11 protein-coding genes are annotated in these 12,481 nt (G+C 72.8%); 6 read left to right on the forward strand and 5 right to left on the reverse strand.

Features of this window, described 5'->3' with window-relative positions:
- Nucleotides 1-140: 140 nt before the first annotated feature.
- Complete coding sequence (locus tag ABZ078_RS19660; RefSeq protein ID WP_356576887.1) at nt 141-872, reverse strand: VIT1/CCC1 transporter family protein; 732 nt, start codon at nt 870-872, stop codon at nt 141-143.
- Nucleotides 873-1,144: 272 nt separating this feature from the next.
- On the opposite strand from ABZ078_RS19660, the gene ABZ078_RS19665 reads away from it, so the two are divergent.
- The 6 genes from ABZ078_RS19665 (at nt 1,145) to ABZ078_RS19690 (ending at nt 8,241) form a co-directional block, all read left to right on the forward strand.
- Complete coding sequence (locus tag ABZ078_RS19665) at nt 1,145-2,212, forward strand: ADP-ribosylglycohydrolase family protein (RefSeq protein WP_356576889.1); 1,068 nt, start codon at nt 1,145-1,147, stop codon at nt 2,210-2,212.
- A complete protein-coding gene (locus tag ABZ078_RS19670) occupies nt 2,209-3,489 on the forward strand; it encodes an ADP-ribosylglycohydrolase family protein (protein ID WP_356576891.1) in 1,281 nt (426 codons plus the stop codon). Before ABZ078_RS19665 ends, ABZ078_RS19670 begins: the two co-directional genes overlap by 4 nt.
- 7 nt (nt 3,490-3,496) lie before the next feature.
- Nucleotides 3,497-4,672, forward strand: coding sequence for an ADP-ribosylglycohydrolase family protein (locus ABZ078_RS19675; RefSeq protein ID WP_356576893.1), 1,176 nt, complete (start codon nt 3,497-3,499; stop codon nt 4,670-4,672).
- Nucleotides 4,660-6,132 carry an ADP-ribosylglycohydrolase family protein gene (locus ABZ078_RS19680; protein ID WP_356576895.1) on the forward strand — a complete coding sequence of 491 codons (1,473 nt, stop codon included), beginning with the start codon at nt 4,660-4,662 and terminating at the stop codon, nt 6,130-6,132. Before ABZ078_RS19675 ends, ABZ078_RS19680 begins: the two co-directional genes overlap by 13 nt.
- A gap of 88 nt (nt 6,133-6,220) precedes the next feature.
- Entirely contained in the window at nt 6,221-7,414 is a 1,194-nt protein-coding gene (locus ABZ078_RS19685; RefSeq protein ID WP_356576897.1) for a CoA transferase, read from the forward strand.
- Nucleotides 7,411-8,241 carry a CoA ester lyase gene (locus tag ABZ078_RS19690; RefSeq protein WP_356576899.1) on the forward strand — a complete coding sequence of 277 codons (831 nt, stop codon included), beginning with the start codon at nt 7,411-7,413 and terminating at the stop codon, nt 8,239-8,241. Before ABZ078_RS19685 ends, ABZ078_RS19690 begins: the two co-directional genes overlap by 4 nt.
- 79 nt (nt 8,242-8,320) lie before the next feature.
- On the opposite strand, the gene lgt is transcribed toward ABZ078_RS19690, so the two are convergent.
- From lgt to trpB, 4 genes are all read right to left on the reverse strand, one after another.
- Nucleotides 8,321-9,286 carry a prolipoprotein diacylglyceryl transferase gene (lgt, locus tag ABZ078_RS19695; RefSeq protein ID WP_356576901.1) on the reverse strand — a complete coding sequence of 322 codons (966 nt, stop codon included), beginning with the start codon at nt 9,284-9,286 and terminating at the stop codon, nt 8,321-8,323.
- A gap of 103 nt (nt 9,287-9,389) precedes the next feature.
- Nucleotides 9,390-10,166 carry a thioredoxin domain-containing protein gene (locus tag ABZ078_RS19700; RefSeq protein ID WP_356576903.1) on the reverse strand — a complete coding sequence of 259 codons (777 nt, stop codon included), beginning with the start codon at nt 10,164-10,166 and terminating at the stop codon, nt 9,390-9,392.
- A gap of 91 nt (nt 10,167-10,257) precedes the next feature.
- Complete coding sequence (trpA, locus tag ABZ078_RS19705) at nt 10,258-11,106, reverse strand: tryptophan synthase subunit alpha (protein ID WP_356576905.1); 849 nt, start codon at nt 11,104-11,106, stop codon at nt 10,258-10,260.
- Entirely contained in the window at nt 11,103-12,389 is a 1,287-nt protein-coding gene (gene trpB, locus ABZ078_RS19710; protein ID WP_356576907.1) for a tryptophan synthase subunit beta, read from the reverse strand. The genes trpA and trpB overlap by 4 nt, the downstream gene beginning before the upstream one ends.
- Between the last annotated feature and the right edge of the window lie 92 nt (nt 12,390-12,481).

The raw sequence follows: 12,481 nt of genomic DNA on the forward strand, positions 1-12,481 counted from the left end.
AGGAGGCGTCGTCGCCCACCCCGCGAGCGCGCCGCGGGCGTCTTTGCCCACAGCGCTTACGGCTCATGCCCGGTGGTCATCCACTCGAAACCAGCGAGTAACGGCTACTTATGCGGCCCCTCGCATAAGTTCCAGTCGCACTATCCTACGGCCGTTCCGAACAAGCTGCCCAGGGCGTACGTCACACCGGCCGCGGCGGCACCGAGCGCCAACTGCCGTAGCCCGCTGTACCACCAGGTCCGCGCGGTCACCTTCGCCACGACGGCACCGCACAGGAACAGCCCCAGGAGCGCGAGCAGGACGGCCGGCCACAGCGCGGTGGCGCCGAGCAGATACGGCAGCACGGGCAGCAGGGCCCCCAGCGCGAACGAGCCGAACGACGAGACTGCCGCGACCAGCGGCGACGGCAGATCCCCGGGGTCGATGCCGAGCTCCTCGCGGGCGTGTATCTCCAGGGCCACTTCAGGATCACGGGAGAGTTGCTCGGCCACGGCCCGCGCGAGCTTCGGTTCGACGCCCCGGGCCTCGTACAGGGCCGCGAGTTCGGCCTCCTCGTCCTTCGGGTGCTTTCTCAGCTCCCGCCGCTCCACGTCCAGCTCGGCCTCGACGAGCTCGCGCTGCGAGGCGACGGAGGTGTACTCGCCGGCGGCCATGGAGAAGGCGCCGGCGGCGAGTCCCGCGAGCCCGCTCAGCACGACGGTCTGATGGCTGACCGCCCCGCCCGCGACACCGGTCATCAGGGCGAGGTTGGAGACCAGCCCGTCCATCGCTCCGAAGACCGCCGGGCGCAGCCAGCCACCGTTCACATCGCGGTGCGTGTGGTTGTCTCGGTGCGCCTCGTGCAGCGCCGCTTCGGTCTCGATGATGGCCATGAGGGTCTCCCGTTGGAAATCAGGTAAGGCTGTCTTTAGACACGTTCTACTCTTGGACAACACCAAATCTATCCTCGGAGATTCCCCCTCGCCAGCAAGGAAAGGCTGGGCTAACCTGCGGTTTTGCCTTAGAACGCTCATTCGTGCCGAGGTCCGCACAGATGTCGACCGGGTGACTCTGGGGCGTCCGAGGCTCGGGTCAACCGCCGACGGTGGGACATATCCGCAAAGGGCTCCGCGCCCTGGGCGGAGCCCCCGGAGGAAGGTCGCGTATGGCATCGATCGCCCGCACCCCCTCGGTCCCGGCGCCCGGGGACGCCGCCGAGCTGCGCGAACGTGCCCGCGGCGCGCTGCTGGGCCTCGCGGTCGGCGACGCGCTGGGCGCCCCGGCGGAGAACATGAAGCCCTCCGAGATCCGCGCCCGCTGGGGCCGCATCACGGGATTCGTCACCGAGAGCCCGGCCGGCACCGACGACACCGAGTACGCGATCTTCTCGGGCCTCCTCCTCGCCCGCCACGGCTCGGCCCTGACCCCGGCCCATGTGGAGGCCGCCTGGCACGAGTGGATCGCGGACCGCGCGGAGGGTCCCTTCCGGGGCGCGGGCTTCAGTGAACGCGGCACGCTGGAGAACCTCCGCCGTGGCCTCGCGGCCCCCATCTCCGCCCAGCACCGCCACGCCTGGAGCGACGGCCTCGCCATGCGGGCGGCCCCCTTCGGCGTCTTCGCGGCGGGCCGCCCGGCGGAGGCGGCCCGGCTGGTGGCGATCGACGGTTCGGTGAGCCACGACGGCGAGGGGATCTACGGCGGCCAGGCGGTGGCGGCGGGCGTCGCGGCGGCGATGGCGGGCGCCCCGACGATCGCCGTGGTGGCTTCGGCGCTGGCCGTGGTCCCGGACGACTCCTGGACGGCCCGGTCCCTGCGCCGCGCGGTGGCGGTGGCCCACCGCGGCGAACGCGCGGTCCGCTCCGCGGTGGTCATCGGCGGCTATCCCTGGACCGACCTGGCCCCCGAGGCGGTCGCACTGGCCTTCGGCGCGTACGCGGCGGCGGACGGCGACTTCGTACAGGCGGTGCTGACGGCCGTGAACATGGGCCGGGACGCGGACACGACGGCGGCGGTGGCGGGGGCGCTGGCGGGTGCGACGCAGGGCGAGTCGGCGATCCCGGCCGAGTGGGCGGCGGCGATCGGCCCGGCCCGGGGCAGCTGCCTGCCGTCGATGAGCGGACATCACGTGCTGGACGTGGCGGAGTTGTTGGTGCCGGGGGAGGACGGCAAGTGGCGGGTCGGGGGATTCGTACGGGGTGAGGCTCCGGCGCCGGCGGAAGGGGGCCGGCGATGACGCCGCCCACTCCCTTGGACGAGGGAACCCGGACAGCCCTCGCACAGCCGAACGAGCCCGCGGCCGCCGACGGCGACGAGCCCCCACCAGGGCCACCCGCACCCGACGACGAAAGCCGCACGGGTGCGAGTGGGAAACAACCGGCCGAAGGCGAAGCCGAGGCCGGACAACGCGTCCTCGGCCTCCTGCTGGGCCTGGCCGCGGGCGACGCCGCCGGCTGGCCCGCCGCCCGCCACCGGGCCGCCCGCATGCCCGACTGGACCCGCCGCCTCACCCGCGAACTGGACACCTTCGCCGAGCACAACGCGACGACCACCCTCCCCGTCCCCATCGCCCTGAACCAGCCCCCCGAGCCCCTCCGCCTCGGCCCCTCCGACGACGCGGAGTGGGCGGCGTTCACGGCAGAGGCACTGCTGCGCGCCGGAGACGACACCGCCCTCGGCGACCTGAGCCGAGAACGCCGCACCCGAGCCGCGATCGACCTCACCTGGAGCGCCCTCGCCGACGAGGTCGCCGCCGCGGCCGACCGCGCCCCCGAGATCGAGTCGGCGATCCTCCCCCTGCGCGCCCGCATCTCGGTCCGCGCCGGCCTCGGCAACCTCGCCACCGGCCTGCGCCCACCCGCGACCGGCCACGACAACCCGCACTACTTCGACGACGCGGCCTGCGTACGCGCCTGCGTCCTCGCCGTCGCCCACCCCGGCGACCCCCGCGGCGCCGCCGACCTCGCCGAGTTCGACGCCCGCTACACCCAGGACGGCGACGGCGTGCGCGGCGCGCGGGCGATGGCGGCGGCCCTCTCGCTGGCCCTGGTCGGCGCCGACACCGGGGCCTGCGTGAGCGCGGCACTGGCCGAGCTCCCCGAGGAGACGGAGATCGGCCGCAACGCCCGCCACGCGCTGCGGCTCGCGCGGGACGCCGACAGCGCCTTCGCCCTGATCCCGCTCCTCGAACACCACATCGTCGACCACGTCTACAGCTACGGCATCGCCGCGGCGGAAACGGTCCCGGTCGCCCTGGCCCTCGCGGTCGCGGCGGACGGCCGTATCGCCGAGACGGTCCCCGCCGCCGCCTGCCTGTCCCGGGTCGCCGACTCGGCACCCGCCCTGGCCGGCGCGCTGACGGGCACGCTGAGCGGCGGCGCGGCGATCCCGGCGGCCTGGCGCGACACCTGCCGCACCCTCCCGGGCTGCGTGCTCCCCCGGCTCACCGGCACCGACCTGGTGGAACTCGCCGGACTCCTCGAAGCCACACAACCGACCCCACCAGGGGGATGATTCGGGCATGACACCCAAAGGAGATGAAATCAGTGGGCCGCGTCTGGACGAGCGGATCACCGGCGCCCTGGTCGGCGCGGCGGTCGGCGACGCCCTCGGCGGCCCGGTGGAGGGCTACTCCCCCGACCAGATCCTTCAGCGCCACGGCGGCCGCGTCCACGGCGTCGTCGGCCCCTGGAACGGCGACGCCTGGCGCACGGCCCGCCCCATCGCGCCGTACCACAAGGGCGACGGCCACGTCACCGACGACACGTTGATGACGCACGCGCTGGTCCGCGTCTACACGACGGTCCGCGACCACCTCGACGCCTACGCGATCGCCGACCACCTGGTCCCCGACCTGATGACGAACCCGCGCTGGATCCCGGAGCTGGAGTCGCAGGCACTCCCGCTGCACCGCGTCTTCCTGGCGGAGAAATGGCTGGTGGCCCGCCTCCACTACGGCCACGTGGACCCACGGGAAGCCGGCGTCGGCAACATCGTCAACTGCGGTGCGGCGATGTACATGGCCCCGGTCGGCCTGGTCAACGCGGCCGACCCGCGGGCCGCGTACACCGAGGCGCTGGACGTCGCGGGCGCCCACCAGTCGTCGTACGGCCGTGAGGCGGCGGGCGTCTTCGCGGCGGCGGTGGCGGCGGCGTGCGCACCGGGGGCGACACCGGACTCGGTCGTCTCGGCCTGCCTGTCTCTGGCGAAGGACGGCACGCGGACGGCGATCGAGAAGGTCTGCGAAGTGGCCGGCCGCCACCGGGACTTCGAGTCGGCGCTGGCACCGCTGCGGGAGGCGGTCGCCCCGTACGACACGGTGGGTCCCGACTACCGGCAGCCCTCCCTGGGCGCCCGCCGCCCGTCCAGGCTGCACGCGATCGAGGAACTCCCCGTCGCGCTGGGGATGCTGGTGGTGGGTGACGGCGACTACCGCGCATCGGTTCTGGGCGCGGTGAACTACGGCCGCGACTGCGACTCGATCGCGACGATGGCGGGCGCGATCGCCGGCGCCCTGGGCTCACCGGTGCCGGAGGACTGGTCGAAGGCGGTCGCGGAAGCCAGCCGACTGGACCTCTGGGAACCGCCCCGCGCGCTGACCGAGGTGACGAGAGAGATCCACGCCCGGGACGTACGCCGACGCCGTGCCCACGAGGCGGCGTTCACCGCGCTGGAGGGCCGCGCATGCTCCGACTGACCTGGGTCCAGCCGGAGGACCTCCTCGGCCACGAACTCCGCCAGGCGGCCCTGGACGGCCGGGAACCGTCGAGGATCGCGGAGAGATGGAGGGCGGCGGGCGGCAGCGAGGCTCCCCCGCGAGCGGGGGCGTCGGCGGAGCCGGCCTCCAGATACCTGCGCACGCTGGCGGAGGACCTGCTGGACGAACTCGCGGACCTGCCGAGCAGGTGGGAGGACAGCGAACCGACGGACCTGGCCCGGATCAAGGCCCTGTGCCCGGACTGGCCGGACCACCCTGACCACCCGGACTGCTCGGACCACCCGGACCACCCGGCCGCCGGTGCCCCGCGCGGCCGCACCCCGGCCCGCTACGAAGCCGCCTGGCTGGGCCGGGCCGTCGGCTGCCTCCTGGGCAAGCCGGTCGAGAAGCTCCCCCTCGAAGCCATCCGCAAACTGGCCGAGGCAGCCGGCAACTGGCCCCTCACCACGTACTTCACGGCCAAGGGCGTCCCCCCGGAGCTCCTCGCCGCCCACCCCTGGAACCGCCGCTCGGCCACCACCTCCCTCGCCGAGAACATCGACGGCATGCCCGAGGACGACGACCTCAACTACCCCCTCCTCGGCCTCCTGCTGCTCCGCCGCCACGACAAGACCTTCACCACCACCGACGTGGCCCGCCTCTGGCTCGACGAACTCCCCGCCGGCCGTACCTTCACCGCCGAGCGCATCGCCTACCGCAACCTCCTCACCGGCATCGACCCCCCGCACACGGCCCGCCACCGCAACCCGTTCCGCGAATGGATCGGCGCCCTCATCCGCGCGGACGTCCACGGCTGGACCAACCCCGGCGACCCGGCCGCCGCGGCCGAGCAGGCCCACCGCGACGCCACCCTGAGCCACACCGCCAACGGCGTGTACGCGGCGATGTTCGCGGCGGCGGTCATCGCACGGGCCGTGACGGCGACCGGCCCCCACGACATCCACGCCTGCCTGCGCACCGGCCTCACGGTGATCCCCCCGGCCTCCCGGCTGGCCCGGGCGATCCACCACGCCGTCGAACTGGCGCAGGCCCACGAGGACTTCGACACGGTCGTGGACGAACTCCACGCCACCTACTCCCCCACCCACCACTGGGTCCACGCCATCCCCAACACGGCCCTGATCACCGCCGCCCTCACCCACGCGAACGGCGACTTCACGGGCTCCGTCTGCCGTGCCGTGTCCGGCGGCTGGGACACCGACTCCAACGGCGCGACCGCGGGCGGCGTCGCCGCCCTCCTCTCCGGCGCCCCCACCGCGCTCCCCGACCACTGGACGGCCCCCCTCAAGAACCGACTGGCCACCTCCGTCGCCGACTTCGACGGCACCGGCTTCGACACGCTGGCCCAGCTCACGCACCGGCTCACCCAGCAGCTCACCCACGGAAGCACCCACCGACGCACCCACCGACGCACCCACGTGGAGGCCACTCGCCCATGACCGACATCGTCGTGCTCGGCAGCACCGACATGGACCCCGTCACCGGCGACGAGAGCGGCATCGCCTCCGCCGACCCCCGGTACGCGCCATGAGCGCGCCCGACCCCCTGACCGGTCTCCGCGTCCTCGACCTGGCCACCCTCTTCGCCGGCCCCCTCGCCGCCACGATGCTCGGCGACTTCGGAGCGGAGGTCATCAAGGTCGAGCACCCCGCCAAACCCGATCCCTCCCGCGGTCACGGCCCCTCGAAGGACGGCGTGGGCCTGTGGTGGAAGGTCCTGGGCCGCAACAAGCGCACGATCACCCTGAACCTCTCCAAGCCCGGCGGCCGCGCCACCCTGCTCAAGCTGGCCGCGACCGCCGACGTCGTCATCGAGAACTTCCGCCCGGGCACCCTGGAGAAATGGGACCTCGGCTGGCCGGAGCTCTCCGCCGCCAACCCCCGGCTGGTCCTCACCCGCGTCACCGGCTTCGGCCAGTTCGGTCCCTACGCCCACCGCCCCGGCTTCGGCACCCTCGCCGAGGCGATGAGCGGCTTCGCGGCGCTCACCGGCGAACCGGACGCGCCGCCCACGCTCCCACCCTTCGGCCTGGCCGACTCGATCGCGGGCCTCGCGACCGCGTACGCGGTGATGACGGCACTCGCCGCCCGCGAGCGCACCGGCGAGGGACAGGTCGTCGACATGGCGCTGATCGAGCCGATGCTGCTGGCCATCGGCCCCCAGCCGACCTGGTACGACCAGCTTGGCTACGTCCAGGAACGCACCGGCAACCGCTCCGCCAACAACGCCCCGCGCAACACCTACCGCACCGCGGACGGCACGTGGGTCGCCGTCTCCACCTCCGCCCAGTCCATCGCCGAGCGCGTGATGCACCTGGTGGGGCGCCCCGACCTGATCGACGAGCCGTGGTTCGCGACGGGCGCCGACCGGGCCCGCCACGCCGACGTCCTCGACCGTGCGGTCGGCGACTGGATCGCCCGCCACACCCGCGCCGACGTCCTCGCCGCCTTCGAGAAGGCGGAGGCCGCGGTGGCCCCGATCCAGGACGTACGGGACGTGATGACGGACCCCCAGTACGCGGCCCTCGACACGATCACCACCGTCGACGACCCCGAACTCGGCCCCCTGCGCATGCAGAACGTCCTCTTCCGTCTCTCCGCGACCCCCGGCACGATCCGCTGGGCGGGCCGACCGCACGGCGCGGACACGGACGACATCCTCACCGACCTGGGCCTGACCCCCGCCGAACTGGCAGCCCTGCGCGAGGAGGGCGCCCTGTGACGCCGTACCCCCTGACGTGGCTGTACGCCCCCGGCGACCGGCCGAAGGTGGTCGCGAAGGCCCTCACGGCCGGGGCGGACATCGTCGTCGTCGACCTGGAGGACGCGGTGGCCCCCGACCGCAAGGACTACGCCCGGGCGGCCACGGCCGAGCTCCTGTGCACCCCGCACCCCGTCCCGGTCCACGTCCGGGTGAACGCCCTGGACACGCCCCTGGCGGCCGCCGACCTCACCGCCCTCGCCGGCCTGCCGGGCCTGTCCGGCCTGCGCCTGCCGAAGGTGACGGCGCCGGGGCAGATCACGCGCATCGCGCGGACGACACCGTCCGCCGGCCAAGGCGCACCCCCGCTGTACGCCCTGCTGGAGTCGGCCCTCGCCATCGAGCGGGCCTACACGATCGCCTCCGCCCACCCCGCCCTGCGCGGCGTCTCGCTGGGCGAGGCGGACCTGCGCGCCGACCTCGGTGTACGGGCCGACGCGGGCCTCGACTGGTCCCGCTCCCGCGTCGTCGTCGCCGCGCGGGCGGCCGGACTGCCTCCGCCCGCCCAGTCGATCCACCCGGACATCCGCGACCTGGAGGGCCTCGCCGCCTCCTGCGCCCACGGCCGCACCCTGGGCTTCCTCGGCCGAGCGGCCGTCCATCCCCGCCAGCTCCCGGTGATCGAACGGGCCTACCTGCCCACGGAGGCAGAACTGGAGCAGGCGGAGACGATCGTCAAGGCGGCCATGACCGAGCAAGGCGCCCAGGCCCTGCAGGACGGGACCTTCGTCGACGCGGCGGTGGTGGCGGCGGCGCAGCGGACCCTGTCCCTGGCCCACCGGTCGTGATCGCCTCCGCTCGCCCCGCCCGCACACGACGAGGGCGCCCGGACAGTTCCGGGCGCCCTCGTCGTCGTACGGTGGGGCCTCAGGTCTTCTTCGTCGACTCGGCCTCGTCCTTGATGCCGGTCGTGACGTCGTCCTTCACGTCGGCCTCGGCCTCATCCTGGGAGACCTTGTCGTCGGAAGCCTTGTCGTCGCCGGCGGCCTCGTCCTCGCCGGCGGCCTCGCCGTCGGAGGCACCCGGCTCGACCACGGGCTCGCGGCCGGGCCGCTTCCTCGCGGACAGCACGAAGTACGTCACCGCCAGCAGGAACACGATCAGCGCGGTCCAGACGTTCAGCCGCACGCCCAGGATGTGGTGGGCGTCGTCGACGCGCATGTACTCGATCCAGGCCCGGCCCGCGCAGTACGCGGCGACATAGAGCGCGAACGCCCGCCCGTGCCCGAGCTTGAAGCGGCGGTCGGCCCAGATCACCAGCAGCGCGACGCCGATGCACCACAGCGACTCGTACAGGAACGTCGGGTGGTACGTGCCCGGCACCCGCCCGTCCGTCGAGGACGTGATCTCCAGCGCCCACGGAACCTCCGTCGGCCGCCCGTACAGCTCCTGGTTGAACCAGTTGCCCCACCGCCCGATCGCCTGTGCGAGGGCGATGCCGGGGGCGATGGCGTCGGCGTACGCGGGCAGCGGGATGCCCCGGCGGCGGCAGCCGATCCACGCGCCCAGCGCGCCGAGCGCGATCGCGCCCCAGATGCCGAGACCGCCCTCCCAGATCTTGAAGGCGTCCACCCAGTCACGGCCCTCGCTGAAGTACAGCTGGTAGTCCGTGATCACGTGGTAGAGCCGACCGCCGACCAGGCCGAACGGCACGGCCCACACCGCGATGTCGGCCACCGTGCCGACCCGACCGCCCCGGGCGACCCAGCGTTTGTTGCCGAGCCAGACGGCTACGAAGACACCGATGATGATGCAGAAGGCGTAGCCGCGCAGCGGAATGGGACCGAGGTGGATCACCCCGCGCGACGGGCTGGGAATGTAGGCAAGTTCCATGGCAAGGTCGACGCTACCCTGCCGGGCGGGACCGATGGCAGGCGGCCCGGCTACGGGTCCATAACAGGCGGCGCCCCGAGCAGTGGGCCCCGCCCGCCGGGTCTCAGCCCTTGGCGGCCTCCTCCACCATCTGCTTCAGCTTCGCCGGCGTCATCGTCTGGTCCTGGTAGATGTTCTTGCCGTTCAGCAGCACCGTCGGTGTACCGCTGAAACCGCCCTTCTTGAACGCCTCGTTGGACTTGTCGACCCAGCTGTTGTGGGTGCCGTCCTCGACGCACTTGCGGAAGGCGGGCGTGTCCAGGCCGTCGACCTTGGCCGCGAGCTCCAGGAGCTTGCTGTTCTTGGCGAAGGCGTCCTCGATCTCGGGCGGCTGGTTCCGGTACAGCACGTCGTGGTACGGCACGAACTTCCCGACGTCCTGGGCACAGGCAGCGGCGTTGGCGGCGTTGCGGGAGCCGGTGCCGCCCATGTTGCCGTCGATGATCGTCGCCAGGTGGTACTGGACCTTGAGCTTCCCGGAGTCCGTCAGCTCATGGATCGTCGATCGGTAGGCGTCCTCGAAGCTCTTGCAGGCCGGGCAGCGGAAGTCCTCCCAGATCGTGAGCGTCGACTTCGCGCTCTCCTCGCCGACCGGGATCGCGAGGCCGTCCTTGCCCTGCGCCCCCGAGGGTCCGACCACCGGGCCCGCTGCGTCTGTGCCGTCGTCCTTGCCGGCGTTCGCCGCGACGACTCCGACCACCGCCGCGAGCCCCAGGACACAGACGACGCTCGCGCCCACGATCAGCGCACGGCGCCGCTTGTCGGCGGCCTTCTGCTTCTCACGCTCGACCGCCAGCCGCTCCCGGGCGGTCCGCTTTCCCTCACGATTCTTTTCGCTCACACCCGCAGAAACGAACCGGGGAGGCGCAGCGCGCCTCCCCGGCCTCAGGTCCACCCGTTCGAGCGAGTCGTACGGAAGGCCCTTCTTCTGACTACTTCCGACGTCCGGCTTCTGACGGTGTCCACGCCTGCCGGCGCACGCCCTTCGCCAGCTCACCGGCGAGCGCCCGCACGGCCTCGACGCCGGCCGCGTCGTCCGGCGCGTCCAGCATCCGCTTGACGAAGGCGGAGCCGACGATCACGCCGTCGGCGAAGCCGGCGACCTCAGCGGCCTGCGCGGCGTCGGAGACGCCGAGCCCGACGCAGACGGGCAGCTCGGTGCCGGTGGCGCGGGTGCGCTCGACCAGGTCCTGCGCCTGCGCGCCCACGGACTCGCGGGTGCCGGTGACGCCCATCAGCGAGGCGGCGTAGACGAAGCCGCTGCCCGCCGCGGTGATCCGCGCGAGCCGCTCGTCCTTGCTGCTGGGCGCCACGACGAAGACCGTCGCGAGCCCGTGCTTCTCGGCGTGCTCCCTCCACAGGGCCGACTCCTGGACGGGCAGGTCGGGCAGGATGCAGCCCGCGCCGCCCGCCTCCGCCAGCTCGGCGGTGAAGCGCTCGACGCCGTAGCGGTCGATGGGGTTCCAGTACGTCATGACGAGGATCGGCTTGCCGGTGGCCTCGTACGCCTCGCGGACCGTACGCATGACGTCCGCGATCCTGACCCCGCCGCGCAGGGCGATGTCGTCGGCGGTCTGGATGACGGGTCCGTCGAGGACGGGGTCGCTGTGCGGCAGACCCACCTCCATGACGTCCGCGCCACCGTCGAGCACGGCCTTGATGGCCTCGATGCCGCCGTCGACGGTCGGGAACCCGGCCGGGAGGTAGGCGATGAGGGCGGAGCGTCCCTCGGCCTTGGCCGCGTGCAGGGTGTCCGTCAACAGCTGGATGTTTCCGCTCACTTGGCGTCCCCTTCGATCTCGGCGGCGTCGGCGTCCGCGTCGGCGGCGACCTCGGCGTCGGTGTCGTACAGGCCGAAGTAACGCGCGGCGGTGTCCATGTCCTTGTCACCGCGTCCGGACAGGTTGACGACGATCAGCCCGTCCTTGCCCAGCTCCCGGCCGACCTCCAGGGCGCCGGCGAGGGCGTGGGCGCTCTCGATGGCCGGGATGATGCCCTCGGTCCGCGACAGCAGGCGCAGGGCCCGCATGGCGGCGTCGTCGGTGACCGCGCGGTACTCGCCGCGGCCGCTGTCCTTGAGGTAGGAGTGCTCGGGACCGATGCCGGGGTAGTCCAGACCGGCCGAGATCGAGTACGGCTCGGTGATCTGGCCCTCCTCGTCCTGGAGGACGTAAGAGCGGGAGCCGTGCAGGATGCCGGGCTCGCCCGCGGTCAGGGTGGCCGCGTGCTCGCCGGTCTCGACGCCGTGCCCGGCGGGCTCGCAGCCGATGAGGCGTACGTCGGCGTCCGGGATGAAGGCGTGGAAGAGGCCGATGGCGTTGGAGCCGCCGCCGACGCAGGCGATGGCGGCGTCGGGGAGGCGTCCGGCGCGCTCCAGGAGCTGGCGGCGGGCCTCGACGCCGATCACCCGGTGGAAGTCGCGGACCATGGCGGGGAAGGGGTGCGGGCCGGCGACCGTACCGAAGAGGTAGTGGGTGTGGTCGACGTTGGCGACCCAGTCGCGGAACGCCTCGTTGATGGCGTCCTTGAGCGTGCGGCTGCCGGACTTCACGGCGATGACCTCGGCGCCGAGCATGCGCATCCGGGCCACGTTGAGGGCCTGGCGCTGGGTGTCGATCTCGCCCATGTAGATCGTGCAGTCGAGGCCGAACAGCGCGCAGGCCGTGGCGGTCGCGACGCCGTGCTGACCGGCGCCGGTCTCGGCGATGACCCGGGTCTTGCCCATGCGCCTGGTGAGCAGGGCCTGGCCGAGCACGTTGTTGATCTTGTGGGAGCCGGTGTGGTTGAGGTCCTCGCGCTTGAGGAACACGCGCGCGCCGCCGGCGTGTTCGGCGAACCTCGGCACCTCGGTCAGCGCGCTGGGCCGGCCGGTGTAGTTGACGAGCAGGTCGTCGAGTTCGCGCGCGAACTCGGGGTCGGCCTTCGCCTTGTCGTACTCGACGGCCACCTCGTCCACGGCGGCGACGAGGGCCTCCGGGATGAACTTGCCGCCGAACGCGCCGAAGTAGCCTTCCGCGCTGGGTACTTGACCCTCCGGGTCGGGGATGAAGAAGTCGCTGGGCATGCGGATACCTCACGGTGAGTGCGTGAAAAGAGACACTGATCGCCGTGGGGGCAGGGATTGGTCAGTTGACTGCGGGCCCGTGGTGGCTGATC

This window comes from Streptomyces sp. NPDC006385 (assembly GCF_040612485.1).
In the GTDB taxonomy this organism is placed as follows: Bacteria; Actinomycetota; Actinomycetes; order Streptomycetales; family Streptomycetaceae; genus Streptomyces.

Coding starts and splice junctions, on each gene's coding strand:
- ABZ078_RS19675 (WP_356576893.1), top strand. CDS start 3,497: ATGACACCCAAAGGAGATGAAATCAGTGGGCCGCGTCTGGACGAGCGG.
- lgt (WP_356576901.1), bottom strand. CDS start 9,286: ATGGAACTTGCCTACATTCCCAGCCCGTCGCGCGGGGTGATCCACCTC.
- ABZ078_RS19685 (WP_356576897.1), top strand. CDS start 6,221: ATGAGCGCGCCCGACCCCCTGACCGGTCTCCGCGTCCTCGACCTGGCC.
- ABZ078_RS19670 (WP_356576891.1), top strand. CDS start 2,209: ATGACGCCGCCCACTCCCTTGGACGAGGGAACCCGGACAGCCCTCGCA.
- ABZ078_RS19680 (WP_356576895.1), top strand. CDS start 4,660: ATGCTCCGACTGACCTGGGTCCAGCCGGAGGACCTCCTCGGCCACGAA.
- ABZ078_RS19660 (WP_356576887.1), bottom strand. CDS start 872: ATGGCCATCATCGAGACCGAAGCGGCGCTGCACGAGGCGCACCGAGAC.
- ABZ078_RS19665 (WP_356576889.1), top strand. CDS start 1,145: ATGGCATCGATCGCCCGCACCCCCTCGGTCCCGGCGCCCGGGGACGCC.
- trpB (WP_356576907.1), bottom strand. CDS start 12,389: ATGCCCAGCGACTTCTTCATCCCCGACCCGGAGGGTCAAGTACCCAGC.